24 protein-coding genes are annotated in these 25,042 nt (G+C 60.0%); 9 read left to right on the top strand and 15 right to left on the bottom strand.

What is annotated here, in order from left to right:
• Nucleotides 1-378 precede the first annotated feature (378 nt).
• From ACW5XD_RS22820 to ACW5XD_RS22855, 8 genes are all read right to left on the bottom strand, one after another.
• Nucleotides 379-774 (bottom strand): DUF4019 domain-containing protein, encoded by a 396-nt coding sequence (locus tag ACW5XD_RS22820; RefSeq protein ID WP_456496870.1) that lies wholly within the window; start codon nucleotides 772-774, stop codon nucleotides 379-381.
• A 544-nt stretch (nucleotides 775-1,318) separates the two neighbouring features.
• Nucleotides 1,319-2,431, bottom strand: a complete 1,113-nt coding sequence (locus ACW5XD_RS22825; protein WP_456496871.1) for a linear amide C-N hydrolase — start codon at nucleotides 2,429-2,431, stop codon at nucleotides 1,319-1,321.
• Between the two features lie 665 nt (nucleotides 2,432-3,096).
• Nucleotides 3,097-3,903, bottom strand: coding sequence for a tryptophan synthase subunit alpha (gene trpA, locus ACW5XD_RS22830; protein ID WP_456496872.1), 807 nt, complete (start codon nucleotides 3,901-3,903; stop codon nucleotides 3,097-3,099).
• Nucleotides 3,900-5,093 (bottom strand): tryptophan synthase subunit beta, encoded by a 1,194-nt coding sequence (trpB, locus tag ACW5XD_RS22835; RefSeq protein WP_098983376.1) that lies wholly within the window; start codon nucleotides 5,091-5,093, stop codon nucleotides 3,900-3,902. Before trpB ends, trpA begins: the two co-directional genes overlap by 4 nt.
• 47 nt (nucleotides 5,094-5,140) lie before the next feature.
• Nucleotides 5,141-6,574, bottom strand: coding sequence for a bifunctional indole-3-glycerol-phosphate synthase TrpC/phosphoribosylanthranilate isomerase TrpF (gene trpCF / locus ACW5XD_RS22840; RefSeq protein ID WP_456496889.1), 1,434 nt, complete (start codon nucleotides 6,572-6,574; stop codon nucleotides 5,141-5,143).
• 131 nt (nucleotides 6,575-6,705) lie between these two features.
• Entirely contained in the window at nucleotides 6,706-7,719 is a 1,014-nt protein-coding gene (gene trpD, locus ACW5XD_RS22845; protein ID WP_456496873.1) for an anthranilate phosphoribosyltransferase, read from the bottom strand.
• A gap of 10 nt (nucleotides 7,720-7,729) precedes the next feature.
• Complete coding sequence (locus tag ACW5XD_RS22850; protein ID WP_456496874.1) at nucleotides 7,730-8,362, bottom strand: aminodeoxychorismate/anthranilate synthase component II; 633 nt, start codon at nucleotides 8,360-8,362, stop codon at nucleotides 7,730-7,732.
• Nucleotides 8,359-9,993, bottom strand: coding sequence for an anthranilate synthase component 1 (locus tag ACW5XD_RS22855; RefSeq protein ID WP_456496875.1), 1,635 nt, complete (start codon nucleotides 9,991-9,993; stop codon nucleotides 8,359-8,361). Before ACW5XD_RS22855 ends, ACW5XD_RS22850 begins: the two co-directional genes overlap by 4 nt.
• 424 nt (nucleotides 9,994-10,417) lie before the next feature.
• Here ACW5XD_RS22855 and rnm point away from each other — a divergent pair, with 424 nt between their 5' ends.
• The 5 genes from rnm (at nucleotide 10,418) to rluB (ending at nucleotide 14,788) form a co-directional block, all read left to right on the top strand.
• On the top strand, nucleotides 10,418-11,299 hold the full coding sequence (gene rnm, locus ACW5XD_RS22860; protein WP_456496876.1) for an RNase RNM: 882 nt from the start codon (nucleotides 10,418-10,420) through the stop codon (nucleotides 11,297-11,299).
• 136 nt (nucleotides 11,300-11,435) lie between these two features.
• Entirely contained in the window at nucleotides 11,436-12,056 is a 621-nt protein-coding gene (locus tag ACW5XD_RS22865) for an L-threonylcarbamoyladenylate synthase (RefSeq protein WP_125729370.1), read from the top strand.
• Nucleotides 12,001-12,939: a segregation and condensation protein A gene (locus ACW5XD_RS22870; RefSeq protein ID WP_456496877.1), complete on the top strand. Its 939-nt coding sequence runs from the start codon at nucleotides 12,001-12,003 to the stop codon at nucleotides 12,937-12,939. The genes ACW5XD_RS22865 and ACW5XD_RS22870 overlap by 56 nt, the downstream gene beginning before the upstream one ends.
• Before the next feature lie 98 nt (nucleotides 12,940-13,037).
• Nucleotides 13,038-13,601, top strand: coding sequence for an SMC-Scp complex subunit ScpB (scpB, locus tag ACW5XD_RS22875; RefSeq protein WP_456496878.1), 564 nt, complete (start codon nucleotides 13,038-13,040; stop codon nucleotides 13,599-13,601).
• A 263-nt stretch (nucleotides 13,602-13,864) separates the two neighbouring features.
• Nucleotides 13,865-14,788 (top strand): 23S rRNA pseudouridine(2605) synthase RluB, encoded by a 924-nt coding sequence (gene rluB / locus ACW5XD_RS22880; protein ID WP_043134216.1) that lies wholly within the window; start codon nucleotides 13,865-13,867, stop codon nucleotides 14,786-14,788.
• Between the two features lie 150 nt (nucleotides 14,789-14,938).
• Here rluB and ACW5XD_RS22885 read toward each other — a convergent pair whose 3' ends face one another.
• From ACW5XD_RS22885 to yiaY, 3 genes are all read right to left on the bottom strand, one after another.
• Entirely contained in the window at nucleotides 14,939-15,574 is a 636-nt protein-coding gene (locus tag ACW5XD_RS22885; RefSeq protein ID WP_456496879.1) for an NAD(P)H-binding protein, read from the bottom strand.
• A gap of 409 nt (nucleotides 15,575-15,983) precedes the next feature.
• The gene (locus tag ACW5XD_RS22890) at nucleotides 15,984-16,322 is read right to left on the bottom strand and encodes an outer membrane protein assembly factor BamE (RefSeq protein ID WP_011705347.1); all 339 of its coding nucleotides are present in this window, start codon (nucleotides 16,320-16,322) and stop codon (nucleotides 15,984-15,986) included.
• A gap of 135 nt (nucleotides 16,323-16,457) precedes the next feature.
• Nucleotides 16,458-17,609 carry an L-threonine dehydrogenase gene (gene yiaY, locus ACW5XD_RS22895; protein ID WP_456496880.1) on the bottom strand — a complete coding sequence of 384 codons (1,152 nt, stop codon included), beginning with the start codon at nucleotides 17,607-17,609 and terminating at the stop codon, nucleotides 16,458-16,460.
• Nucleotides 17,610-18,001: 392 nt separating this feature from the next.
• On the opposite strand from yiaY, the gene udp reads away from it, so the two are divergent.
• On the top strand, nucleotides 18,002-18,757 hold the full coding sequence (gene udp / locus ACW5XD_RS22900; protein ID WP_456496881.1) for a uridine phosphorylase: 756 nt from the start codon (nucleotides 18,002-18,004) through the stop codon (nucleotides 18,755-18,757).
• Between the two features lie 168 nt (nucleotides 18,758-18,925).
• On the opposite strand, the gene ACW5XD_RS22905 is transcribed toward udp, so the two are convergent.
• Complete coding sequence (locus ACW5XD_RS22905; protein ID WP_456496882.1) at nucleotides 18,926-19,654, bottom strand: RluA family pseudouridine synthase; 729 nt, start codon at nucleotides 19,652-19,654, stop codon at nucleotides 18,926-18,928.
• 189 nt (nucleotides 19,655-19,843) lie between these two features.
• Between ACW5XD_RS22905 and rihA the strand changes: the two genes are divergently transcribed.
• A complete protein-coding gene (gene rihA / locus ACW5XD_RS22910; RefSeq protein ID WP_456496883.1) occupies nucleotides 19,844-20,779 on the top strand; it encodes a pyrimidine-specific ribonucleoside hydrolase RihA in 936 nt (311 codons plus the stop codon).
• Nucleotides 20,780-20,812: 33 nt separating this feature from the next.
• Nucleotides 20,813-21,283 carry a hypothetical protein gene (locus ACW5XD_RS22915; RefSeq protein WP_456496884.1) on the top strand — a complete coding sequence of 157 codons (471 nt, stop codon included), beginning with the start codon at nucleotides 20,813-20,815 and terminating at the stop codon, nucleotides 21,281-21,283.
• A 199-nt stretch (nucleotides 21,284-21,482) separates the two neighbouring features.
• Here ACW5XD_RS22915 and ACW5XD_RS22920 read toward each other — a convergent pair whose 3' ends face one another.
• The 3 genes from ACW5XD_RS22920 to ACW5XD_RS22930 form a co-directional block, all read right to left on the bottom strand.
• Nucleotides 21,483-21,779 (bottom strand): winged helix-turn-helix domain-containing protein, encoded by a 297-nt coding sequence (locus ACW5XD_RS22920; protein WP_456496885.1) that lies wholly within the window; start codon nucleotides 21,777-21,779, stop codon nucleotides 21,483-21,485.
• A complete protein-coding gene (locus ACW5XD_RS22925; protein ID WP_456496886.1) occupies nucleotides 21,776-22,306 on the bottom strand; it encodes a DUF1523 family protein in 531 nt (176 codons plus the stop codon). Before ACW5XD_RS22925 ends, ACW5XD_RS22920 begins: the two co-directional genes overlap by 4 nt.
• 176 nt (nucleotides 22,307-22,482) lie before the next feature.
• Entirely contained in the window at nucleotides 22,483-24,105 is a 1,623-nt protein-coding gene (locus ACW5XD_RS22930) for a methyl-accepting chemotaxis protein (protein WP_456496887.1), read from the bottom strand.
• A gap of 164 nt (nucleotides 24,106-24,269) precedes the next feature.
• On the opposite strand from ACW5XD_RS22930, the gene ACW5XD_RS22935 reads away from it, so the two are divergent.
• Nucleotides 24,270-24,902 carry a LysE family translocator gene (locus ACW5XD_RS22935; protein ID WP_456496888.1) on the top strand — a complete coding sequence of 211 codons (633 nt, stop codon included), beginning with the start codon at nucleotides 24,270-24,272 and terminating at the stop codon, nucleotides 24,900-24,902.
• The last annotated feature ends 140 nt before the right edge of the window (nucleotides 24,903-25,042 follow it).

The following is a 25,042-nucleotide window of genomic DNA, read 5'->3' on the forward strand; positions in this document are numbered from 1 at the left end:
CTGAAATTGATACCGAAGGAAGTGCGCACTAAAGTAGCGTAAACAAGACACCGGTTTGAGGCCGGTGTCAGGTGATAACTAGATCTGTACAAATTGTTTTACTTTGCGCTCGTATCGAAGAAACAGCTCTTCACAAGATGCTTGATATTGTTCAGCACTGTAAAATTTCATATTTTCTCCAAAGACATAAGGTTTGATATCACAACAGGGGCGTCAATATTTTGTGTGCTGGCTATGTTTTGTTTTGCTCAGAAAGGTGGGTGTTATAATTTTTCCGACAACGTCCTAATTTTCTGACCACGTAAACCAATGCAAAATAAAATGCCACGAGTTGGCTATCCCTTTTGAAGGGTTTGTGAGCCTTATTTTCGATCAGTGCTATTTAATAAAATAACCGATAGGAAGCCAATGGCCACTCTTCTTGCTAAATGTTAATGTTTCGGTTGTTGATTTTTTATTTTTGAATTCAGTTTTAAACCTAATTGCAAAATATTTTCCATCCGGTACGCCAGGCAGTGAGGAATACTCATTGATATCAATTTTTGTCCGAGAAATCACTCCACCTAGCGGAGTGCGTACACCTTTTAGTTCATTATTCCATTGAGCTTGTGATAGTTGTGATTTAAACAACGCATCTGAATTCTGCCAACTTTCGGCATATTCTCCAGCATCAACAATTTTAAGCCAATCATTTGCTGCTATAGAGCCGTCAGACTCATTAGCCAACACAAAAGATGAAAAAAACAGCGACAAAACTAATATTAGTTTTCTCATAAAAACTCCTTTACTCTAATGTTTATTGAAATGCCGCACTCAAGATATTGCTAACGTTTGGTTAAGGGGCGTGATTTATCTCGTATGTTGGGATTCGCTTCGTTCTGCACCAACCTGCAAAACCACGCTACCGCCCCTGAGTTTCAGCCCCCAGTCTGCTGCTTTTAACCTGCGAGATAGCAACAATCGCTTTCATGGCGTTCTTCCGAGAGGTTGATTGTCATTCGAGTATCCTAAGAGGGTGGGGGATAGTTGAGAAGCGTGTTGTGGCGGGAATCTGTGTTGGATCAACAAATTAGTCATTAAGGCATGCGCTGAGTGAGCAACTTGCTTGGCTGGAAATGCACGATTCCCCTCACCCTGACTCTCTCCTGAAGGGAGAGGGGAGCAAAATGCCGGGAGTGATACGCGGGCACAAACGGCAAAGAGAAAGGGAGCCTGTCAGGCTCCCTTTTGTGTGGTTATGCGAATGGGCATATCAGAGCCATAAAAACGCAGCCTCCCATCTTTTCATGCGCTGGCTATATAGCCCGCGATTGGATTGTTATTTCGTCATCGGTGTCACATCTTCGATATCTTGGGCTTTTATTCTGTCGAGGGGAATGAGCACCGGCTCGCGCAACGAAGTGAAATCAATCTTGCTTACATCGATTGTACGCACCCGTCTGTTGTGCTGCGTGTGGTAATACAAGGCTCTGTTCTTCGTATCATAGATAGTCGTCCAGATGGTGGAGCTGCGCATATCTTTGGTCTTTGCTTCGCCTTCCCCCTCGGCGGAACCGAGTGGCAAGTTGAAATTGTCTAGCATGCGGAACAGTTCGTATACCGTCTCCTGCCCCGTTGGCGTGGGACGTGCTGTCTGCGAGAAAGCCACTGCCCGAACGAACCGCGACGGGGGGGTGTTATCGCCGGGCAGCCCAATCATCCCGCTTCCGCCACCCAAGGGTGCAAAGTCCATCTCCTCAATCTTCTTCGACGGTAGGGCTACCTTCGACAGGTTGAGATAGTTGCGCAGGTTGGTTATGTGCCAGTCATAGTTCGGCGCGTTGGTGATCACGCCAAGTGGCGCGTCGAAGATAACGAGTTCGCCCTTCACGTATTCGATCACGATGGCTTTGCCGCTGGGCTCGGTGACGATGAAATGTGCCGGAGGAGCAAAACCAAGAGATGGCGCGACCACTGGTGTTACACGAACCTTGGCGAGCGCCGCCTTGGCCTCATCCACAGTCGCAGTGGTCGAGAGCAGATAGGAAATGACATCACCGGGACCGATGCTTATGTTGGATTTGGCTGGGTCATACACTTGATATTCGGTGAAGCCTGGAAGGTAGAAGCCATTGACGGCAAGACCCTTCTCATTCATACCGTCGAGAATAAGGCCCTCACCCATAGCCGGGGCATCCAGGCCGATAAATCCATGCTGCACTTTCCAGCTCAGACCGGATTTATGATCAGGGGTATTACCCGTAAATTGATGTCCACGAGGGATGATTACCGCCCTGGACTGCAGATCGAAAGTGCCCCATTCCATCGTGCGGCCAAAAACGACCGCCCCGTCTTTAGCCTTCAGGGTAATCCCCGTGCAAGCATCGGCAACGGGTGTCATCGCGAAGGTAGCCAATGCAGAAAGCGAGGCTATGAGTTTTTTGGTGATCATTTATTCCGCCTTTGGTCTGAGTTAACTGTTCTGGTTACGGCAAATAGAGATGATTCGTTGGCTAACAATGATGAGATGGAGGGTGGTACTCATCCGATAACAGAGCCTTCCATATCACTCCTTTCTGCCCTGATAGTTGCCACCAAATAATGACATCATGACATTACCAACCTACCTCTGATATCCAGATGTATTCGCTTGCCTTCTTCTATTTGCTCCAGGATTTTCCCGGCATAAAAACACAGAGCATGAGCCGGCGATGGCAAGTACCAGCAAGGCTATCGCCACTGAGTGACGGCCTCCTGGTTCGCTGCTTTTCACCTGCGAAATATCAACAATTGCTGCCATGACGCTCTTCCGAGAGGTTGATTGTCGTTTGGCTATTTTATGGGCGAGTATGGCGCGTTGAGAAGCGTATTTTGGCGGGAATCTGTGTTGGATCAATAAATTAGCCATCGGTTGTGCTTTGGGTAATCAACTCATTTGGCAGGGAATGCAAAGCTGCCCTCACCCCAACCCTCTCCCGGAGGGAGAGGGGGCAACACACAGGGAGCTGTTAGCGGGTACAAGCGAGATAAAACGAAAGGGAGCCGGTCAGGCTCCCTTTTACGTGGTTATGTGAACTGGCAGATCAGGGCCACAGACAATAGACCCCATACCCGACCTTAGCGATTGGTCGCGGCCTTCATCCCTTCCACAAACTCTTTCAGACGAGTGAGCATATGCTCCGGGTTCTGGTGGTGGATCTCGATGATCTTCACTACTGCGGAGCCGGAGATGGCACCGGCGGCGCCAGCGGCGATCGCTTCACGTACCTGAGCCGGTTCGCTGATGCCAAAGCCGAGCAGGGCGGGGGGCGCCTTGAACTCGCGCAGGGTATTGATCAGCCCATCCACCGGCATGCCGGCCTTGGTCTCGGCACCGGTGACGCCAGCGCGGCTCACCAGATAGGTGTAACCACTGCCCAGCTCGGCAACTGCCTTGAGAGTCTCGGCATCGCCATTGGGCGGGGCGATAAAGATGCTGTCGATGCCAAACTTGTCGGCGGCCGCCTTGTAGGGGGCGCACATCTGTACCGGCACGTCGGCGACCAGCACCGAATCCACGCCCGCCTGCTGGCACTTCTCATAGAAGCCATCGATGTGGCGTACATAGACCAGATTGGCGTAGACCAGCAGGCCAATGGGCAGCTGCGGGTACTTTGCACGGATGCGAGCGAGCAGATCGAAGCAGTCGTCCGGAGTGGTGTGGCTTTCGAAGGCGCGCAGGGCGGCGCCCTGAATGGTGGGGCCGTCCGCTACCGGATCGGAGAAGGGAATGCCGAGTTCGAGGGCATCGGCGCCCCCTGCGACCAGCGCATCGACGATGGCCAAGGAGAGTTCGGGGGTGGGGTCACCCAGCATCACGAACGGCACAAAGGCGCCCTGATTGACCGCATCCAGACGGGAGAAAAGTTGTGCGTAACGATTCATGACAAGGTTCCTTCTTTCTCGAAAATGTCGGCGACGGTGAAGATATCCTTGTCGCCACGGCCGGAGAGGTTGACGATCAGCACCTGCTCTTTCTCCGGTTCACTGCGGGCCATCTTGAGGGCGTGAGCCAGGGCGTGGGAGGATTCCAGCGCCGGGATAATCCCTTCTGATTTGGCCAGCTCCTGGAAGGCGTCCAGCGCCTCCTTGTCGGTGATGGAGACATACTCGGCGCGGCCGATGGAGGCCAGATGGGCGTGCTGCGGGCCGACGGAGGGGAAGTCGAGCCCCGCCGAGACGGAGTAGGACTCCTGAATTTGCCCCTGCTTGTCCTGCATCAGGTAGGAGTGCATGCCAAAGAAGACCCCCTTGCTGCCGTGACCCAGCGGGGCGCCGTGCTCACCGCTCTCGATGCCGTGACCACCCGGCTCGACCCCGATCAGGCGCACCTCAGGGTTGTCGATGAAGTCGGCAAACATGCCGATGGCGTTGGAACCGCCGCCGACGCAGGCGATCACCGCATCGGGCAGCCGCTCCTCTTTCTTGAAGCACTGGGCCTTGGCCTCTTCGCCGATCATCTTCTGGAACTCCCGCACTATGGTGGGGAAGGGGTGCGGGCCGGCGGCCGTGCCCAGCAGATAGTGGGCGTTGTCGTAGTTGGCGGCCCAGTCGCGCAGCGCCTCGTTGCAGGCATCTTTCAGGGTGCTGGAGCCTGAGTGCACCGGTATCACGGTGGCGCCCATCAACTTCATGCGAAACACGTTGGGTTTCTGGCGCTCGCAATCCTTGGCGCCCATATAGACCCGGCACTTGAGGCCGAGCAGGGCGCAGGCCAGCGCGGTAGCAACGCCGTGCTGACCGGCGCCGGTCTCGGCGATGATCTCGGTTTTGCCCATCCGCTTGGCCAGCAGTGCCTGACCCAGCACCTGGTTGGTCTTGTGGGCGCCGCCGTGCAGCAGGTCTTCACGCTTCAGATAGAGGCGGGTCTTGGTGCCCTTGGTCAGGTTGCGGGTCAGGGTGAGCGGGGTCGGGCGACCGGCATACTCGGTCAGCAGCTCCTGAAATTCGGCGATAAAGGCCGGATCCTCCTTGGCATCGACGAAGGCTTTCTCCAGCTGGAGCAGGGCGGGGATGAGGATTTGGGGCACATACATGCCGCCAAATTCACCAAAAAACGGGTTGAGCAGGGTCATGGCTTCTTCCTTGTATTAGCTAAATCGAAACATCAAAAAGGGTTGCGTTACAGGTTGCGCAGGGCGGCAAAGGCGGCCGCCAGCTTGTGTGCATCCTTCTGGCCCGGGGCGCTTTCTACCCCGGAGTTGAAATCAAGGCCGAGGCAGCCGACCTGGGCCGCCTGCAGGGCGTTGTCTGGATTCAGCCCGCCCGCCAGCATCAACTTGCTCTTGTCGAGAGTGGCTAGCATGGCCCAGTCGAACGCCTGACCCGTGCCGCCGCTCTGGTTGCCGACTTTTGTATCCAGCAGCAGGCGATCCACCGGGAGGTCGAGGGCGGGCAGGGGTTCGCCGCTTTCTTTGCCGAGAGAGACGCCTACGGCTTTCCAGATCTGGCAAGTCGCCGGCAGCAGCGGGCGCAGGTTGTCGATATAGGGGGCATCTTCCTCCCCATGCAGTTGCACCGCGGCGAGCCCGAGCGCCTCCACCGTCTTGGCGATGGTCTCTTGCTGGGCGTTGCGAAATACCCCGACGTAAGAGAGCTGCGCGCCAGCCATCACGGTGCGGGCGGCGGGAATATCCACGTAGCGCGGGCTTTTGGCCACAAAGATAAGGCCACCGAACACGGCGCCCGCCTGATGGGCGGCGGTGGCATCGTCGGCACGGGTGAGGCCGCATACCTTGTTCTGACCGAGCACCAGCTTGCGTACCGCGGCCTCCAGATCGGCTTCCTCCATCAGGGAGGAGCCCACCAGGAAGCCCTTGGCATGGTGGCGCAGCTCGGCCACCTGGGTGCGATCCTTGATGCCGGATTCGCTGATCACGACTCGATCGGCCGGGATGCGGGCCGCCAGCTGCTTGGTGCGGTTGAGATCGACGCTCAAGTCCCGCAGATCCCGGTTGTTGATGCCAATTACGGGGGCGCCAAGCGCGATGGCGCGGGTCAGCTCTTCTTCATTGCTCACCTCGGTCAGCACGCCCAGACCCAGCACCCTGGCCACCGCGAACAGGGCGCGATAGCCCTCATCGGTGAGCACGGAGAGCATCAGCAGTATGGCGTCCGCCTGATAGTGGCGGGCCAGATAGAGCTGATAGGGGTCAATCATGAAATCCTTGCACAGCACCGGCTGACTGACGCGACCGCGCACCCGCGGCAAAAAGGCGAAATCCCCCTGAAAGAACTTCTCGTCGGTCAGTACCGAGATGGCGGTGGCGTATTTGCCATAGATGTCGGCGATCGCCTCCGGGCTGAAGTCATCGCGGATCAGCCCCTTGGAGGGAGAGGCCTTCTTGCACTCCAGAATAAAGCGGGTGGAACCGGCCTTGAGCGCACCGACAAAATCCCGATCGCTTGCTACCAGTTCACTCTGGAAGCTCTCCAGCGGCTGGGCCAGCTTGCGGGCGGCGACCCACTCCTGTTTGGCCGCCACTATCTTGCCGAGAATGGTCTGGTTGATGGAGGCCATGTTCAGGAAGGCATGGGGGGCAATGAGGTCTGACATCTCGTTATCCTTGCGAAGCTGGCTGTTGCCCTGCGGGCGATCTGAGTGAGTGCCCAGCGGGCTTGGGTTATAGCCCTGCGGGCGATCTGAGCTAGTGCCTGAGTGAATGCCGTGCTGGTTAGTGGCTGACATCATGCCTCCTGATGGCTCAGGGTGGCGAGGCGGGCTGCGAGCTCCGCTGTCTTGCCGCTCGCCAGCACCGCCAGCACCTCGGCGGCCGCGCTCTTGAGATCTTTTGCCTTGCCCGCCATCAGCAGTAGCGGTGCCACGTTGGCGGCAATGGCGGCGTTGTGAGCCGGGGTGCCACGCCCCTCCAGAATGGCGGCGGTGATGGCGCGGTTCTCTTCCGGTTCCCCACCCTGAATGGCGCTGACCGGGTAGGTCTCGAGGCCAAAGTCAGCCGGGGTGATCATAAATTCGCGGATCTCGCCGTCACGGATCTGGGCCACCTGGGTCGGGCCGTGGATGGCAATCTCGTCAAGGCCGGCGCCGTGAACCACCATACCGGTTTTCAGCCCCAGTGCCAGCAGGGTTTCTGCGATGGGGCGCACCAGCTCGGGGGCATAGACCCCCATCAGCTGATAGGTAGGGCGGGCGGGGTTGATAAGCGGCCCCAGCACGTTGAACAGAGTGCGGGTCTTGAGGGCCTGACGCACCGGCATGGCGTGGCGCACGCCAGCGTGATACTGGGGGGCGAACAGGAAGCAGATGCCGAGTTCATCCAGACAGTGGCGCGCCTGCGCCGGGCTCATGTCGAGTTTGATGCCCATCTTGTCCAGCAGATCGCTCGAACCCGACTTGCTCGAGACTGAACGGTTGCCGTGCTTGGCCACTTTCAGGCCGCAGGCGGCGGCGACCAGCGCCGAGGTGGTGGAGACGTTGATGGTGTTGAGGCCATCGCCACCGGTACCGACTATGTCGCAGAACTCGTAATCCGGACGCGGGAAGTCGCGCGCTTCCGCCAAGAGAGCCTCGGCGGCACCGGCGATCTCCTCCGGCGTCTCCCCCTTGATCTTGAGGGCGGTCAATAAACTGGCGAGCACTATGGGATCTACTTCGCCACGTACCACCTGGCCGAAGGCGTCGCGGGTACTTTCACGGCTCAGAGACTGACCCTGATAGAGGGTGTTGAGATGATGATGCATAGGGTCTTCCTTACCGCGCGCCGCGTGTCGAAAAAATGCTTTCTGGACGGGTGATATGGGCGAGCGCCTGAGTCAGCAGGCGGGCCCCTTCCGAGGTCATGATGGATTCGGGATGGAACTGGAAGCCCAGCACCCTGTCGTCCTGCTGCTCTATGGCCATGGGCATGCCCTGATAGTGGGCAATCACCGTCAGCTCTTCCGGTACATAGGTGGCCACCAGCGAGTGGTAGCGCGCCACCGGCAGTGGGCTTGGCAGACCGGCGAAGGCGCCGTGGCCGTTGTGCTCAATCAGGGAGCGCTTGCCGTGGACGATTTCACCCGCCGCACCGACGGTGCCGCCGTAGGCTTCGCACAGGGCCTGATGACCGAGGCAGATGCCGAGGATGGGCACCTGACTGCGGGCCAGCTTGATCAGATCAATCAGGCAACCCGCCTCGTGGGGGGCACCTGGCCCCGGGGAGAGCACCAGCACGGCGTCCCCTTCGCAGGCGGCGATCTCGCTCATGATGCGGCTCGCCGGCAGGCTGTTGCGGTAGATCCGCACCGGATAACCGAGGGAGCGGAACTGATCGACCAGGTTGTAGGTAAACGAATCGAAGTTGTCGAGCAGGAAAATGTTAGTGGCTGTTGATCCGGTACTCATTGGCTCACGTCCTTATGTTGCTCCTGCTGGGCGCTCAGGGCTTGCAGTGAGGTGCCATGGCTGGCGGCGATGGCGGCCAGCACGGCGGCCGCCTTGGCGCGGGTCTCGTCCGCTTCGGCCTGGGGTTTGGAGTCATAGACCACACCGGCGCCGGCCTGCACATGGGCCATCCCATCTTTGACAAACGCCGAGCGAATGACGATGCAGGTATCCATCTCGCCCGCACCGTTGATGTAGCCGACTGCGCCGCCGTAGCTGCCACGGCGCTTGCCTTCCACCATGCGAATGAGCTCGCTGGCGCGGATCTTGGGGGCGCCGGTGAGGGTGCCCATGTTCATGCAGGCCTGATAGGCGTGCAGGGCGTCAAGGTCTGAACGCAAGGTGCCCACCACCTTGGAGACCAGGTGCATCACGTGGCTGTAGCGATCAACTTTCAGCAGTTCCTTGACGTAGCGGGTGCCGGGCTCGGAGATGCGGGCTATGTCGTTGCGGCCCAGATCCACCAGCATCAGGTGCTCGGCCACCTCTTTTTCGTCCTGGCGCAGCTCCAGCTCGATGCGGCCATCCAGATCCCGGTTGATGCTGCCGTCCGGGTTCAAGCCCCGGCGACGGGTGCCGGCGATGGGGTACATCTCGACGTCGCGGCTGGCGGCGCAAAACTTGACCGCGCTCTCCGGCGAGGCGCCAAACAGGGTGAAGCCCTCATCCTGCACGTAGAACATGTAGGGGCTGGGGTTGGTCTGCTTGAGGCGGCGATAGGCGGCCAGCGGGTTCGGGCAGGGCAGGGAGAAACAGCGGGACGGCACCACCTGGAAGATGTCGCCACGGCGGATGAAGCCCTTGAGCTTCTCCACCTCGGCGCAGAACTGCTTGTCGCCCTTGTCCACGCTCATGCCGCCGGTGAGGGGCTGGGTGGTCAGCTCGGCGCTCAGGGTTTGTTGGCAAATCTGTTTGAAGTCGGTGAGCCGATCGCTCAGGCGGCTATATCTGTCTTCCACCTGGCTCTCATCGCTGTCACCACCAAAGATGCAGGCCAGCAACTGGGTTGAACGCTCGATATGATCGATGGTGATCAGGGTCTCGGCCACATAGAAGCAGTAGTCGGGGCAACTGTTGCTCCCCTCCGGTACTTCTGGCAGATCCTCGAAGGAGGCGATCAGGTCGTAGGCGAAGCTGCCTGCCATAAACAGCGCTTCTTTACCTAACTGGCATTGCAGCTCCTGTTGCAGAGTACGCAACACGTCCAGCACGCTGCTCCCCTTGAGGCGAGAGTCTTCATCCTGCTCCCGATCGGAGGCCGGGAAGTCGAGCTGCAACTCGCCATCCACCAGCGAGCGTGCGACCACAGCAGGCAGGCGCTCGACCAGCAGGCTCTGCAGCTGGGCGCCGTTGTCGTTCAGAGTGCGCACCCGCACTGTGCGGCCACGGCATTCAATGCGCAGGCAGGCATCCACCAGCAGCAGGCTCTGCTTGCCCGCCTTGGAGTCGATCTCGACCGATTCCAGCAACAGATTGTTGGGGCGACCTTGGCAGAGGCGGGTGTAGAGCGCCAGCGGGTCGGCCACATAGGGGGCGTTGAGCTTGAGGGTATCGAATTCACCCAGGGGCAAGCGAGTCGTATTGACGGTCATAGTGCGTTCCCTTGCGTGTGATGCGTTTTACCGATGTTCATGACATTGAATTCCTTGGAAATTAAATTGGTTTAGGCGGTTTCAGTAGGGTTGCCATCGCCAGGTCAGTGTTCTTGTCTGAATTCTCGGTTTCATCACAGGTCCATTTGCCGGATAATAAAAAAGCCCGCTGGGGTCAGCGGGCTTTTTCTTTGGGTTCTTAATTTGCTGTCAGATTACAGATACAGCAACGACCACACGCCCGCATGTCAGGGGGTGTGCCACCACCAGATGGTCAGGATGGAAGTCGTTTGCATGATAAAGTCCTGTAAAAAGATGTTTGCAATGAAGTGCCTACAGAAAACGATAAAGCTGCGGCCAAGTCAAGTCGCTTTTTAGCCTTCTTTCACCGATGGTGACCTGATCATGAGAGCGGAATAACCTGATGAGATTCGATCTTCACTGTCATACCACTGCCTCCGACGGTGTGTTGAGCCCGGCCGATCTGGTGCGCCGCGCTGCCGAAAAACAGGTAGAGGTGTTAGCAGTTACTGACCACGACACCCTTGATGGACTTGATGAGGTGCGTCGCATCATCGAAGCCGAGCAGCTGCCGCTGCGGCTGGTGAGCGGGGTCGAGATCTCCACCGGTTGGGAGCATCACGAGATCCACATAGTGGCGCTGGGGGTGGATGAAAAAAATCCGCAGCTGGTGGCATTTTTGGCGGGCCAACGGGCTCGTCGTGAGGCGCGCGCACTGGAAATAGGGCGCCGTCTGGAGAAGTGCCTGATCCCGGGCACCTATGAAGAGGCCAAGGCGCTGGCCGGTGATGCCGCCGTGACCCGTGCCCACTTTGCCCGTGTGCTGGTGGCGCGCGGGGTGGCCGACAACATGCAGAAGGTATTCAAAAAGTACCTGAGTCGAGGCAACAAGGGTTATGCCCCGGCCGAGTGGCCCGAGATGAGCGAGGCCATCACCGCCATTCACGCTGCCGGCGGGCTGGCGGTATTGGCCCACCCCAGCCGTTACGATCTCACCGCCAAGTGGATCAAGCGGCTGCTGGTGGCCTTCAAGGCGGTCGGTGGCGATGCCATGGAGGTGTCACTGCCCCAGCAGAGCCCGCAGGAGCGGGCCAACCTGGGCCAGTGGGCCAGGGAGCACGACCTCTACATCTCGGTGGGATCGGATTTTCACTTTCCCTCCAACTGGACCGAGCTGGGCCGCCACCTCTGGCTGCCCAAGGAAGGCATGCCGGTCTGGCTGGCTTATCCGGGTCACTTCGGGCTCACCACCGAGCAGCATGCCACCCTGCTGGCCAGCCGCTAGTACAGGGTCTGCCGGTTGGCCTTCTGTTGCATGAGAGGGCAAACCGGCGTCAAACAGGTTAAGGTAGTGCCATGGGTCTGGAACCCGTGACCATACGAGCGGGCAGGCATTGCCGCCCCCATTGCGAGAACGAGTTATGAGTCAGCATTTTTACGTACACCCGGAAAACCCCCAGGCCCGTCTGATCGGCCAGGCGGTACAGATCATCCAGAACGGCGGCGTCATCGTCTATCCGACCGATTCCGGCTATGCGCTCGGTTGCCAGATGGGTGACAAGGGCGCGCTGGAGCGCATCTGCCGCATCCGTCGCATCGATCCCACCCACGACTTCACCCTGGTGTGTCGGGATCTTTCCGAGATCTCTACCTATGCCAAGGTGGACAACACGGCGTTTCGCCTGGTCAAGGGCAACACGCCCGGGCCTTACACCTTCATCTTCAAGGCGACCAAGGAAGTGCCGCGCCGTCTGATGAACGAGAAGAAGAAGACCATCGGCATCCGGGTGCCGGCCAACAACATAGCGCTGGCCCTGCTGGAAGCCCTCGGCGAGCCGCTGCTCTCCACCACCCTGATCCTGCCGGGTTCGGAGATGGCGGAGTTTGACCCGGAAGAGATCTTCGACAAGCTGGGCAAGCAGCTGGATCTGGTGGTCAACGGTGGCTATCTGGGCGAGCAGCCCACTACGGTAGTGGATTTCTCCGATGACGAGCCCGTGCTGCGTCGTCGTGGTGCCGGAGACCCGACTCCGTTTGAGTGATGACCCTGTGCCCGTGATGGCCCCGCCTGCGTTGGGCGCAACGGGGGAGGGCATCCTCCCCCAGGCCATCCCATCCCCCATAGCGCGTGTGCTGGGGCAGCCCTACCATGAGCTGCCCCAGGACTTGTTCATTCCGCCCGATGCGCTGGAAGTCTTCCTCGATACCTTCGAGGGGCCGCTCGATCTGCTGCTCTATCTCATCCGGCGCCAGCAGCTGGATATCCTGAACCTGCCGATCCTGCAGATCACCGCCCAGTACATGGAGTACGTGGAGCTGATGCAGGGGCTCAATCTGGAGCTGGCCGCGGAATATCTGCTGATGGCGGCCTGGCTCGCGGAGATAAAATCTCGCCTGCTGCTGCCCAAGGCCCCCGAGCTGGAGGACGAAGAGGAGGGAGAAGATCCCCGCGTCACCCTTATTCGTCGACTGCAGGAATATGAGCGCTTCAAGGTGGGGGGCGAGCGTCTCAATGCCTTGCCACGGGTGGAACGGGAGATCTTTATCGCTGCCGCCCTGCCGCCGGATTTTGGCTCTCTCAAGCCATTGACCCCCGATGTTTCGCTGGTTGAGCTCGCCCTTTACATGCAAAGTGTGGTAAAACGCGCGACTCATTTCGAACATCATCAGATCCGCCGCGAGCAGATCCCGACCCGGGTGCGCATGGCGGAGATCCTCGCCATGCTCTCGCTGGGCCAGACGTTGCGGCTGGAACAGGTGCTCAGAGCCGAAGAGGGACGCATGGGGGTGCTGGTGACGTTTCTGGCCCTGCTGGAGCTGTCCAAGGAGTCCCTGATCTGGATCCTGCAGGCCGAGCCGCTGGGGCCGATCCATTTTGCCCTGGCGAGCCAAGATGAAAGCGGGGAACGTGAATATGCACACTGAGTTGGTTTCTTTGTCCCGAGCTTGCTGCCCGCCTGCCGGGGTCTGTGTGCATCTTCCTGTGGCCCGCCAGTCTGACGCCATGAGCGGGGAGGGCAACCGTGGCGCTGCCCGCTGAACGGCTCAAGACGCTGGTCGAAGCCGCGATTTTTATTGCCGGGCGCCCCTTGACCGTGAGTGAGCTGAAAAGCGGCGTGCTGGCGGATTACCCCGTCACCGGCCGCTATGTTCAACTCTTGCTGGCAGAACTGCGGCAGGATTACAGCGAGCGGGGGGTGGAGCTCAAAGAGGTCGCCTCCGGCTGGCGCTTTCAGGCGCGTCAGGAGTATGCCGAGGAGCTCTCCAGGCTCTGGAGCGAGCGGGCGCCCCGTTATTCGCGCGCCGTGATGGAGACGCTGACGCTGATTGCATATCGGCAGCCCATCACCCGTGCCGAGATCGAAGCCATCCGCGGGGTGGCGGTGTCCAGCCAGATAGTGAATACCCTGAAAGAGCGTGGCTGGGTGCGCAGCGTCGGTCACAAGGAGGTGGTGGGTCGCCCCGAGCTGCTCGCCACTACCCGGGAATTTCTGGATTATTTTAATCTGCAGAGCCTGGATCAGCTCCCCGAGCTGGATCCTGAACTGCAATCCCCCTTGCCCGGTCTGCCGGTCGAGGGGCGCTAGTCCTGGTCGCTGGCCTGTGCCAGCTGACCGGGCTGCTTGAACATCAGGGCGTGTCGGATGACCCATGCGGGATCCTGCACTGCCATCCCCTTGTCCGGCATGCCGGACGAGGGCCGCGAGACCGGGTCCCCTGTGCTGGCATGTGCCGGCTGACCCGATCTTTTGAGCATTGAAGCGTGTCGGATTGCCCGTACGGGGTTTGACACAGTAATAACCGTTGCCCGTTATGCTGGCGGGCAGCGATCAACAATCAGGTAACCCCGATGAGTGAAAAACTGCAAAAAGTGTTGGCCCGCGCGGGTCACGGCTCCCGTCGTGAGATGGAGGCCCTGATCACCGCAGGTCGGGTCAGTGTGGATGGCAAGGTCGCCACACTGGGAGATCGCGTCGAAGTGAACGCCGTGATCCGTGTCGATGGCCATACGGTCAAGACCCGTGCCGAGGAAGAGATGATCTGCCGCGTGCTGGCGTATCACAAGCCCGAAGGGGAGATGTGTACCCGCCACGATCCGGAAGGTCGTCCCACCGTGTTCGATCGTCTGCCCAAGCTGGAGAGCGCCCGCTGGATCGCGGTAGGCCGTCTCGACGTCAACACCTCCGGCTTGCTGCTGTTCACCACGGACGGTGAGCTGGCCAACCGCCTGATGCACCCGAGCCACGAAGTGGAGCGTGAATACGCGGTGCGCGTGTTTGGCGAGATCACCGAAGCCATGCTGCAACGCCTGCGCAAGGGTGTGCAGCTGGAAGATGGCATGGCCAAGTTCAACAAGATCAAACCGGCCGGCGGTGAAGGCCTGAACCAGTGGTTCAACGTCACCCTGACCGAGGGCCGCAACCGTGAAGTGCGCCGCCTGTGGGAATCCCAGGAAGTGCAGGTGAGTCGTCTGATGCGCGTGCGCTACGGCGACGTCACCCTGGATCGTGGCATCCCCCGTGGTGGCTGGCAGGAACTGAAACTGCCGGAAGTGAACTACCTGCGCGGTCTGGTCAACATGCCGCCGGAGACCGAATCCAAGGTCGATCTGCAGCAGGATGGCAAGAGCACCCGTCACAAGCAGGCCGCCCAGATCCGTCGTGCCGTCAAGCGTCACAAGGACATGCAAGGCATGGAGCCGCGCGCGCGCAGCACCACCGCCCGCCGCAAGCCGACCTCCTCTACCCGCAACTCGGGTACCGGCAGCAAATAAGCACCCGCCAGGTGCTTGGTCGAGGTGCCGCTGAGTTGCGGCACCTCGACCAATAACAGGGCCTGCACCATCCAGTGCGGGCCCTGTTTTTATATGAGCGTTCCTTGAATGGCTGAATGCTGCTTTCTCTTTGAAGAAGGCATAGTGATGTCACATGGCGAGCAGTCGCTCGTTTTCCACCACCTCGACGCCATTTTCTTGCTGGCTGAGCACTATCATGGCATGGGCCACCTGGCTGGCCTCAATGGCGCGCCAGCGGCGCAACTTGCCAACCAGCAGCGGGCGCAGCAACGGGTAGATCGCCTGGAAGCATTGCTCCGACAGGCGTGGGGGCTGGCGATTGCCGAGCAGCATGGCGGGGCGCACTATGGCGAGCCGTGGCCAGGATTGCGCCAGCAATGCCTGCTCCATCTGCCCCTTGGTGCGGGGATAGAGGGCCGGCGAGCGTGGGTTGGCTCCCAAGCTCGAGACGACGATCAGACGTTGACAGCCGTGGCGGCGAGCGAGTGCCGCGAAGGCCAGCACATAGTCGTGATCGACTCGGTGAAACGCCTCGTCGGAACCCGCCTGCTTGCGGGTGGTGCCGAGGCAGCAGAAGGCGATGTCGATGGGGCCGGGCAGCGCAACCTCGTCGAGGCGTTCGAAATCGGCCTGCAACCAGCGATGTTGGGGCCGGGGATCACCTGTCTTGCGACAGAGCAGGGTCAGTGAATGAGCGGGGTCGAGCTGACTGAGCAGCTCCCGGCCGATCAGCCCGCTGGCCCCGGCGATCAGGATCTGGCTCATGCGTGCCTCCCTGGTTCCGCGAGGGTCGCCAGCGTCTGGTCATCAAGCAGCCCGCTGGCTCCGGCGATCAGGATCTGGCTCATGCGTGCCTCCCAGGTTCCGCGAGGGTCGCCAGCACCTGGTCATCAAGCAGCCCGTTGGCTCCGGCGATCAGGATCTGGCTCATGCGTGCCTCCCTGGTTCAGCGAGGGCCGCCAAGATCTTGCCATCGAGTCGTCCGTTGGTTCCGGCGATCAGGATATGGCTCATGCGTGCCTCCCAAGTTCAACGAGGGCCGCCAAGATCTTGCCAGCGAGCCGTCCGTTGGTATGGGGATTCTTGGGCTGGTGCATGGAGGCTTCCTTGCCAAGATGGGATGGCGGTGGCCAAATAAAACAAAACCGGCGCGGGGCCGGTTTTGTTAATGCGATCAGAGCGGGGTGTGGAAGGCCGCTGGCAATGGGAAGTCGCCGGTGACCGTGGCCAATCTGTCGTTGGCAAAGGTCAGGGTGAGTTCCTTGCGCTCCTTCTCGCCGCGACCCGGCTGGAATTCATAGAGGTAATACCAGGTGTTCGGGTCAAAGCCATCGCGCAGCATGGCGGAACCCAGCACGAACTCGACCTGTTCGCGGGTCATGCCCTGGCGCAGTTTGTCGACCTGTTTTTGTTCCACATAGTTGCCCTGGGGAATATCGATACGATAGACCAGGCTGCAACCGGACAGGGTGAGGGCGGTCAGGGCCGCGGCAATCAGGTGTTTCATCCGCATATCGAGTTCAGATCATCCATTCAAGTCTTTTTAAGCTCGGCAAATCATACCGGCTCCCTCTGCGGAAGTAAAAAGCCATTGATCCATCAGCCAATAAAAAGGGCCGCCGTGCGACCCTTTCTGCCTGGTAGCGATTTACATGGCGGCGCGGAAGATGGCGACTATCTCCTCGTGGCTCGCCTGTTTCGGGTTGGTGAAGCCGCAGGCATCTTTCAGGGCGTTGCTGGCCAGGATGTCGAAGTCATCGGCCTTGACGCCGAGCTGCTCCAGACCGGCCGGGATCTTCACATCCTGCGCCAGCTGCTTGATGGCGGCAATCGCCGCAGCGGCGCCCTGTTCGTCGTTCATGGCGCTCACGTCGACCCCCATGTGGCGGGCCACATCCTTCAGGCGAGCGGCGCTCACTTGCGCGTTGTAAGCCTGAACGTGGGGCAGCAGCACGGCGTTGCAGACTCCGTGGGGCAGGTCGTAGAAGCCGCCCAGCTGGTGGGCCATGGCGTGCACGTAGCCGAGGCTCGCATTGTTGAAAGCCATGCCGGCCAGGAACTGGGCGTAGGCCATCTGCTCGCGGGCGTGCAGATCGTCGCCCTGATTGACCGCGGTGCGCAGGTGTCTGGCGATGAGCTGGATCGCCATGATGGCGCTGGCATCGGTCACCGGGGTGGCGATGGTGGAGACATAGGCCTCGATGGCGTGGGTCAATGCATCCATGCCGGTGGCGGCGGTGAGGCCTGCCGGCTTGGCCAGCATCAGCTCGGGATCGTTGACCGACATCAGCGGGGTGACGTGCTTGTCGATGATGGCCATCTTCACGTGGCGTGCTTCGTCGGTGATGATGCAGAAGCGGGTCATCTCGGAGGCGGTGCCGGCGGTGGTGTTGATGGCGATGAGCGGCAGCTGCGGCTTGGCGGAGCGATCTACCCCTTCGTAATCCTGGATGCTGCCACCGTTGGCGGCCACCAGGGCGATGCCCTTGGCGCAGTCGTGGGGCGAGCCGCCCCCCAGCGAGATGACACAGTCGCAGCCGTTGGCCTTGATCATCCCCAGACCCGACTCGACGTTGGTCATGGTGGGGTTGGGTCTGGTTTCATCGAAAACCAGACTTTCAATGCCATGTTCCGCCAGGAGGGCGGTGAGCTTGGCGACCACGCCGATCTGGTTCAAGATCTTGTCGGTGACGATCAGCGCCTTGTGATAGCCATAACCCTTTATATCGGCCGCCGCTTCTTGCAGGCAGCCTGCTCCCATCAGGTTGATTGCGGGAATGTAGAACTTGAATGTCGCCATGATGGACTCCGTATGATTAGCCATTAAGTGGTATTCGGGCGCCAACATAGCATCGTCAGTGGGGATGGAAAGGGGTCAATGGTATCCTGTTTACAACTTTATGGACTCGATCACGTACCGGAAAAACTGAGGATGGGAGGGATTGACAAGGCAGCTCGCCCCTTTCTTGGTAGAAAAACGTTTTTCAAGAAATTCATCAAGTTAGCAAACGTTTTGCACGGGATTTGTCACTGTCAATGCGTGGAAGTGTGAGGAGCTTCAAGGAATTGGAAAGCGCTTTCGACCATAGTTGGCGCCTCCCCAGAGAGGGGGGTAAAGGCTTGAAAGTATCATAAAGAATCATCTTAACTTGTGCCCTGACCATGCTGGCAGGGGGCAACCAGGAGTCCACTATGTCTGATGTATTTCACTTGGGTTTGAAGAAAGCGGATCTGCAAGGCGCCACCCTGGCGATCGTCCCCGGTGACCCCGAGCGCGTCAAGCGCATCGCAGAGCTGTTGGATAACCCGGTGCACCTGGCCAGCCATCGTGAATTCACCACCTGGCGCGGCGAGATGGACGGCAAGGCCGTGATCATCTGCTCTACCGGTATCGGTGGCCCGTCCACCTCCATCGCGGTAGAAGAGCTGGCCCAGCTGGGTATCAATACCTTCCTGCGTATCGGCACCACCGGCGCCATCCAGCCGCACCTGAACGTAGGCGACGTGATCGTCACTACCGGTTCCGTGCGCCTCGACGGTGCCAGCCTGCACTTCGCGCCCATGGAGTTCCCGGCTGTAGCCGACTTCGACTGCACCACAGCACTGGTCAACACCGCCAAAGAGATGGGCTCCAAGCTGCACATCGGTGTGACTGCCTCTTCCGATACCTTCTACCCAGGTCAGGAGCGTTACGACACCGTATCCGGCCGCGTAGTGAGCCGTTTCCAGGGTTCCATGAAAGAGTGGCAAGCCATGGGCGTGCTGAACTATGAGATGGAATCTGCCACCCTGCTGACCATGTGCTCCAGCCAGGGCCTGCGTGCTGGTATGGTGGCTGGCGTTATCGTCAACCGTACCCAGCAGGAAATCCCGAACGCCGAAACCATGGCGAGAACCGAATCTGATGCCATCAAGATCGTGCTGGGCGCCGCCCGCAAGCTGATCTGATAGCCACCCCGAGTGGGGGGTGGGGGCCGTTGCGAAAGCACGGCCCCTATCTTTTATCTGCCGTTTTCCCCGTTTGCCCCGTTTGCCCCGTTTGCCTCCTGTTGCGCCTCTGTTCCCTCTGTTGTTCCCTTCGCCTGCTATCACCCCACCGCTTGATGCCGCGTCTCGCTAGAAGGGGCTGGCACATCTGACCGCCATCGGCTCACCGCTCACCGGATGCTGCAAATCCAGCTCGCTGGCATGCAGCATCAGCCGTGGCGCCTGCTCTGTGCCTGGCAACGCAAGACCGCCGTAGAGATCGCAGCCCAGAATGGGGTGGCCCAGCAACTGGCAGTGGATGCGCAGCTGATGGGTACGGCCGGTTTCCGGCACCAGCCGCACGCGGGTCAAAGGCACTGCCTGACCTTGCATCTGCTGCGCCAGCCGCTCAATGACCCGATAGCGGGAGCGGGCGGGCTTGCCGCTGGCGGCGCAGATGGTCATCAGCGGGAATAGAGCCGGATCCTTGGCGATGGGGGCATCGATCACCCCCTCATCGTCGACCAGATGACCGCACAGCAGGGCGCTGTAGGCTTTGCTTACTGCCCGCTGGCTGAATTGCTGGCAGAGCAGGGCGTTGATGGCCTTGTTTCTGGCCACCACCATGATGCCAGAAGTGCCAAAATCGAGGCGGTGCACCAGGGTGCAGCCGGGATAATCCTGCACCAGCCGGTAATGAACCGAGTCGAGGTTCTGCGGGTTTTTGCCTGACAGACTGAGCAGGCCGCTCGGCTTGTTGATCAGCAACAGGTGCTCATCCTCAAACAGGATCTCGATGGCAGCCTCGCAGGGCGGGGCGATGAAGGTATCGATGATGACGGACATAGGGCACACGGACTGGAAACGGGGGGCGATCATACTCGAACCGGCTGCGCGGGGCGAATCGGCTGCTTGCGCCGTGCGATGCGAGGGGGTCATTCGTTCAATAGCTTGATAACGCAATGGTTTGAAACGCGAGAAGGGCACCGTTTTGTGACCCCTTCCCGAGTTCATCTGGGGCTTGCTTGTTAAGGTATGGCTCCCTGTCATGTTGTAAGGAGTCTGTCCATGGCGTTGCCCGTTATTCTCGATTGTGATCCCGGCCACGATGATGCCATCGCCCTCATACTGGCGCTGGCCAGTCCCGAGCTCAAGGTGCTGGCGGTCACCACCAGCGCGGGCAACCAGACGCCGGACAAGACCCTCAACAATGCCCTGCGCATCCTGACCCTGCTCGGCCGTGACGACATCCCGGTAGCGGCGGGGGCACCCAAACCGCTGATGCGCGAGCTTATCATAGCCGACAACGTCCACGGCGAGTCGGGTCTCGATGGCCCCACGTTGCCGGATCCGGCCTTTGCTCCGCAAGCCATGACGGGCCTCGAATTGATGGCCAAGTGCCTGCGCCAGAGCCCGGAGCCGGTGACCCTGGTGCCGACCGGCCCGCTCACCAATATCGCCCTGCTGCTGGCGGCCCATCCCGAGCTCACATCCAAGATTGCCCGCATCGTGTTGATGGGGGGCGCGGCGGGGGCCGGCAACTGGACCCCGGCGGCGGAATTCAATATTTATGTGGACCCGGAAGCGGCCGATATGGTGTTCAAGTCAGGTATTCCTATCACCATGTGCGGCCTCGATGTGACCCATGAGGCGCAGGTGATGGACGAGGACATAGCGCGGGTGCGCGCCATCGCCAATCCGGTGGCCCAGTGTGTGGCCGGTTTGCTCGACTTCTTCATGATCTACCACCGGGATCCCAAGTGGGGATTTGCTGGTGCACCGATGCACGACCCCTGTACCATTGCCTGGTTGCTGGCACCCGCCCTGTTTCACGGGGTCGAGTGCCGGGTCGATATCGAGACTGGTGGCACCCATACTACCGGCATGACGGTGGTGGATCGCTATGGCCTGACCGGCAAACCGGCCAATGCGCTGGTGTTGTTGGGGCTGGATCGTTCGGGCTTCATCGACCTGCTGGTCGAGCGACTGCGGGCGTTTGGCTGACCGCCATTGCACTATTGAGAGAAGGGATGGGAAATGTACAAAGCGTCGCTGGCACTGCTGGCCGGGTTGCAACTGACGGCCTGCTCCACGCCGTTTGAATCTATGTGGCAGGGGCTGGCGACCTGCGAGCTCGATGATCTCTATCTCGACAGCGAGACCGGCCAGCCGGCCCACCCTCAGCTCAAAAACTTCACCCCCTACAAGGTGACGGACGGGTTTGCCTGGTACAAGACCCGCCAGGAGCTGCATGGCCTGCCCATCAGCGGCTTTCTCATTCCCTCGTCCACCTTCGAGGTGCATGCCCTGTTCGTGGACACCCCCATTGCCAATGCGCGAAGGCTGACCCACAACGCCTATGGCAGCGAGTTTTCCGACGAGCAGAAGCACAGCGAGGGGCAGGCCCCCTTGCTGCTGCGCGATCCCAACAACCCCAAGCGATCCATCATAGACTGCACCCAGGGTGAGACCCAGGATCCGCTGCCGGAAGAGCCCTTTCCGGAATAAGCCTCCCGCCATCTCCCAAGCCTTGACCGTCCTCTCGACATAAAAAAGCAGGGGCCAGCCTCATCGGCTGGCCCCTGTGCGTCGTCCCCTCGTCGGGATCAGGGATAACCCGGCGTCTGCTTGATCACGGGCAGCTGGGCCTTGATCCAGGCGGGTTGGATAGATCCCCTGTCGCCGAGCGATGGCGCCCCGTCACTATTTATGGATAACCCAGGGTCTGTTTGATCACGGGCAGCTGGGCCTTGATCCAGGCGGGGTTGATGGGCCCCCAGTCGCCGATGCGATAGTGCCCCTGCAGGTGACGCGCTCCCTCGGTCTGCTCGAAGCCGCAGCTGATGTCCAGCTCCGCCAGGGCACTGAGCGTATCCTGCGCGGTGCGGCGCGGCATGCCGGTCGTCTCCATGATGGCAGGGACCGTATCCGTGCCCTGGCTGATCAGCCAGGCCACGTAAAGCCGCCGGTAGAAGCTGGTGCGCGTCTTGCTCGGCTCTGTCATATCTCGTCCTCAAGCCGGTCGAAGTAGCGCCAGGTGGCCAGCGCGGCCTTGCCCATCACCAGCGCCCAGATACCGAACCAGAACCAGCGGAAGAAGCTCCAGGTGGAGGCGTCGGGCTCGGTACTCTCAATCTTGGTGACGTTGGGGAACATGGAGAACATGTTGATGCGCCAGCCATAGGAGGTAATGATGGCCAGCCGTTTTTCGAACTCCATGGATTTGGCCTTGGCCTGCACGTCGGCGGCGTTGAACTTGAAATAGAAGGGCCAGCCCCACTCGGTGTCCTCGTTGCGGAACACGCGGATCTTCTCGCCGGGCCGTTCGGTATAGATGTAGTAGACGTCAGTGGTGGGACCGTCAGCCGGGTTTTTCTGGCTGATGGGGCCATCCTTGTCGGTGCGCTTTACCTCTACACCAGTGATGGTGGCGATGGTGTGCTCCGGCAGATAGAAGTCGAGCCAGGTGGCGGAGACGAGGGCGATGAGCCCGAGGCCGATAAAGGCCGGTTTCTTGAAGGTCAGCTTCATGATGATCTCATATGAGGGGGAGTGACGTGCCTCTACCATACCTACATTTGGTAGGGTAGCCCAGCCCCCAATGAAGCCAAATTATAAAAAAGAGCGTTTGAAACAATAACAAGTTGGCAGCGTCATTAACAGAAAGGCCCCGCATGCGGGGCCTTGGTCGAGCGAACGTGCAACCATTACAACTGGAACTGGGCCAGCTGCTTGCGCTGCTGTTCGGCGAGCTGTGACAGTTCGTGACTGGCGGCGGCACTCTGGCTGATGCCGGCCGCGTTCTGGTTGACGATCTCGTGGATGTTGGTGATGTTGCGGTTGATATCGGCGGTGACGCAAGACTGCTCCTCGGCAGCGGTGGCCACCTGGGCATTGGCCCCATTGATCTGGTTGACCGCTTCCGTGATGCCGCCGAGCAAGGTTTGCACCTCGCAGGAAAGCTGCTGGTTGTGCGCCAGTATGGTGAGGGTCTCCTGCACGCCGCTGTTGGCTGACTGGGACTGGCTTTGCAACTGCTCTATGATGGCCTGGATCTCCTTGGTGGAGTCCTGGGTGCGCGCCGCCAGCAGGCGTACCTCGTCGGCCACCACCGCAAAGCCGCGCCCGGTTTCGCCAGCGCGGGCGGCCTCGATGGCTGCGTTGAGCGCCAGCAGGTTGGTCTGCTCCGAAATCCCCTGAATGACCTCGATCACCTTGCCAATCTGCTCGGATTGGGACTTGAGCCTGGCCACCTGTGCGGCAGCACTTTCCAGGCTGCCCGCCATGCGGCTGTTGGCCTGGATGCTCTCGGTAAACAGCGCCAGCCCCTGCTCGACCCTGTCGTTGGCGTCGCGTGCCAGTTCATCGGCCAGGGCGGCATTGTGGTTGACGTTGTCGGCCGTGCTGGCCAGCTCGGTCACGGCGGAGGCTACCTGTTCGGTTTCGCTGCGCTGTTGCTGGGCGTTGGCTTCGGACTGGGTCATGACGGCGGCGAGCTCGGTGGCGGCGGAGGCCACGTTGCCACTGATACCGGTCAGGGTCTGGATGGTGTTGCCGAGCTGGGTCAGGGTCTGGTTGATGTCACCGGCCAGCTGGCTCAGCTCGTTGTTGCCGCTGGCGGCGGCGCGTACGTTGAAGCGGCCCTGGGCGACGGCGCGCATTACTTCCTGCAGCTGGCCTATGGGGCGCACTATCCGACCGGACAGCCACCAGCCACCGAGCAGGGCCGCGATCAGGGTTGCCCCCATCATCAGCAGAGTACGCAACAGGGCTGCATGGTAGTGCGCCTGCTCCTCGGCAATTTCGGCCTGGATCAGCTGATTGACATGGGTCGACATGGTATCGATCTGTTTGATCAGCTGTTCACCCAGCTCGCGAAAGCGTAACCGTGACTGCTCGTAGGCGGCGGTATCGTCAGCGCCCTGATATTTCTGGGCCAGCAATGGCAGCATGTTGTTACGGGTGTGGCCGAGATAGGCCTGCAAGGCGGCGGCCACCTGGCTGTTGTCCTGCTCGGCGCCGGCGATCGCCAGTCGGGCCAGGATGGCCCCAATCTCCTGCTCGGCCGCCGTCAGATCGCTTGGCAACCGGGCGAAGCGTTGCTGATCGTAGAGGCCATAGATGGCGTTGGTGCGCAACCGGTAGGTGGCGTGGATCAGAGTGGCGATGTCGTCCTTGTGACGGGTAACGCTGGCGGTGGTTTCGTTCATGTCCGAGATGGCGCTGTCTATCTCCTGCTTGCTGATCCCGGTCATGAGGATCATCAGCAGGCTGGCGAGCAGGAGTGGAATGAGAACTTGCAGACGGATAGACAGGTTATTCAATGACATGAAAGATCCTAACCCAAAAGAGGAGTGAGGCGGCATATTACACAGGCGCGACAAAGGTTGTCACAGGTTTTTATGGCTGAAATCGTGCGGAAAGAAAAAGGTTTTTCTTGTGTGAAAAGAGTGTGATAGGCAAGATCACAAACTTGTTACCATGGAGGTGTAGTGTGTCCGACTGGATCGATCCCGCTATTTTGGCGCTGTTTATTCCCACGTTTTTCTTTGTCTCCGTCACTCCCGGCATGTGCATGACTCTGGCGATGACCCTTGGCATGAGCCTGGGGGTGCGTCGTACCCTGCACATGATGTGGGGAGAGCTCATCGGGGTGGGGCTGGTGTCAGTGCTGTCGGTGATCGGGGTGGCGGCCGTCATGCTCAACTACCCGGCGCTCTTCTCCGCCTTCAAATACGTGGGTGGTGCCTACCTCATCTGGCTCGGTATCCAGATGTGGCAGGCCAAGGGCAAGATGGCCATTCCGGCGGATCTCTCGGCCGGGCAGGAGACGCGCCCCCTGAGTCTGGCCATGCAGGGCTTCGTTACCGCCATCGCCAATCCCAAGGGCTGGGCCTTCATGGTTTCCCTGCTGCCCCCCTTCATCAATGCGGCCAAGCCGATGGCCCCCCAGATCAGCGCTCTGGTGGCCCTGATCCTGGTCATCGAGTTCTCCTGCCTGCTGCTCTATGCCAGCGGTGGCCGCACCCTGCGCCACTTCCTCGCCAAGAGCGGCAACGTCACCCTGATGAACCGGATTGCCGGTTCCCTGATGTTTGGCGTGGGGGTCTGGCTGGCGTTGGGCTGATGGTTCGGCGATGAAAAATGCCCCCTCCGTGTTTGGCAACGAGGGGGCATTTTTATGGCTATGTCCCAATTACGTGTTGCATGGGGTGCCCCAGCGCCTCATGCAAACACGCTTTGATATTTACTCCCCTTCCGTAACGC

This window comes from Aeromonas enterica, from assembly GCF_054052465.1.

Excerpts from the sequence above, each read along its gene's own strand:
- ACW5XD_RS22820 (WP_456496870.1), bottom strand. The coding sequence starts at position 774 with ATGAGAAAACTAATATTAGTTTTGTCGCTGTTTTTTTCATCTTTTGTG.
- ACW5XD_RS22825 (WP_456496871.1), bottom strand. The coding sequence starts at position 2,431 with ATGATCACCAAAAAACTCATAGCCTCGCTTTCTGCATTGGCTACCTTC.
- trpA (WP_456496872.1), bottom strand. The coding sequence starts at position 3,903 with ATGAATCGTTACGCACAACTTTTCTCCCGTCTGGATGCGGTCAATCAG.
- trpB (WP_098983376.1), bottom strand. The coding sequence starts at position 5,093 with ATGACCCTGCTCAACCCGTTTTTTGGTGAATTTGGCGGCATGTATGTG.
- trpCF (WP_456496889.1), bottom strand. The coding sequence starts at position 6,574 with ATGTCAGACCTCATTGCCCCCCATGCCTTCCTGAACATGGCCTCCATC.
- trpD (WP_456496873.1), bottom strand. The coding sequence starts at position 7,719 with ATGCATCATCATCTCAACACCCTCTATCAGGGTCAGTCTCTGAGCCGT.
- ACW5XD_RS22850 (WP_456496874.1), bottom strand. The coding sequence starts at position 8,362 with ATGAGTACCGGATCAACAGCCACTAACATTTTCCTGCTCGACAACTTC.
- ACW5XD_RS22855 (WP_456496875.1), bottom strand. The coding sequence starts at position 9,993 with ATGACCGTCAATACGACTCGCTTGCCCCTGGGTGAATTCGATACCCTC.
- rnm (WP_456496876.1), top strand. The coding sequence starts at position 10,418 with ATGAGATTCGATCTTCACTGTCATACCACTGCCTCCGACGGTGTGTTG.
- ACW5XD_RS22865 (WP_125729370.1), top strand. The coding sequence starts at position 11,436 with ATGAGTCAGCATTTTTACGTACACCCGGAAAACCCCCAGGCCCGTCTG.
- ACW5XD_RS22870 (WP_456496877.1), top strand. The coding sequence starts at position 12,001 with ATGACGAGCCCGTGCTGCGTCGTCGTGGTGCCGGAGACCCGACTCCGT.
- rluB (WP_043134216.1), top strand. The coding sequence starts at position 13,865 with ATGAGTGAAAAACTGCAAAAAGTGTTGGCCCGCGCGGGTCACGGCTCC.
- ACW5XD_RS22885 (WP_456496879.1), bottom strand. The coding sequence starts at position 15,574 with ATGAGCCAGATCCTGATCGCCGGGGCCAGCGGGCTGATCGGCCGGGAG.
- ACW5XD_RS22890 (WP_011705347.1), bottom strand. The coding sequence starts at position 16,322 with ATGCGGATGAAACACCTGATTGCCGCGGCCCTGACCGCCCTCACCCTG.
- yiaY (WP_456496880.1), bottom strand. The coding sequence starts at position 17,609 with ATGGCGACATTCAAGTTCTACATTCCCGCAATCAACCTGATGGGAGCA.
- udp (WP_456496881.1), top strand. The coding sequence starts at position 18,002 with ATGTCTGATGTATTTCACTTGGGTTTGAAGAAAGCGGATCTGCAAGGC.
- ACW5XD_RS22905 (WP_456496882.1), bottom strand. The coding sequence starts at position 19,654 with ATGATCGCCCCCCGTTTCCAGTCCGTGTGCCCTATGTCCGTCATCATC.
- rihA (WP_456496883.1), top strand. The coding sequence starts at position 19,844 with ATGGCGTTGCCCGTTATTCTCGATTGTGATCCCGGCCACGATGATGCC.
- ACW5XD_RS22915 (WP_456496884.1), top strand. The coding sequence starts at position 20,813 with ATGTACAAAGCGTCGCTGGCACTGCTGGCCGGGTTGCAACTGACGGCC.
- ACW5XD_RS22920 (WP_456496885.1), bottom strand. The coding sequence starts at position 21,779 with ATGACAGAGCCGAGCAAGACGCGCACCAGCTTCTACCGGCGGCTTTAC.
- ACW5XD_RS22925 (WP_456496886.1), bottom strand. The coding sequence starts at position 22,306 with ATGAAGCTGACCTTCAAGAAACCGGCCTTTATCGGCCTCGGGCTCATC.
- ACW5XD_RS22930 (WP_456496887.1), bottom strand. The coding sequence starts at position 24,105 with ATGTCATTGAATAACCTGTCTATCCGTCTGCAAGTTCTCATTCCACTC.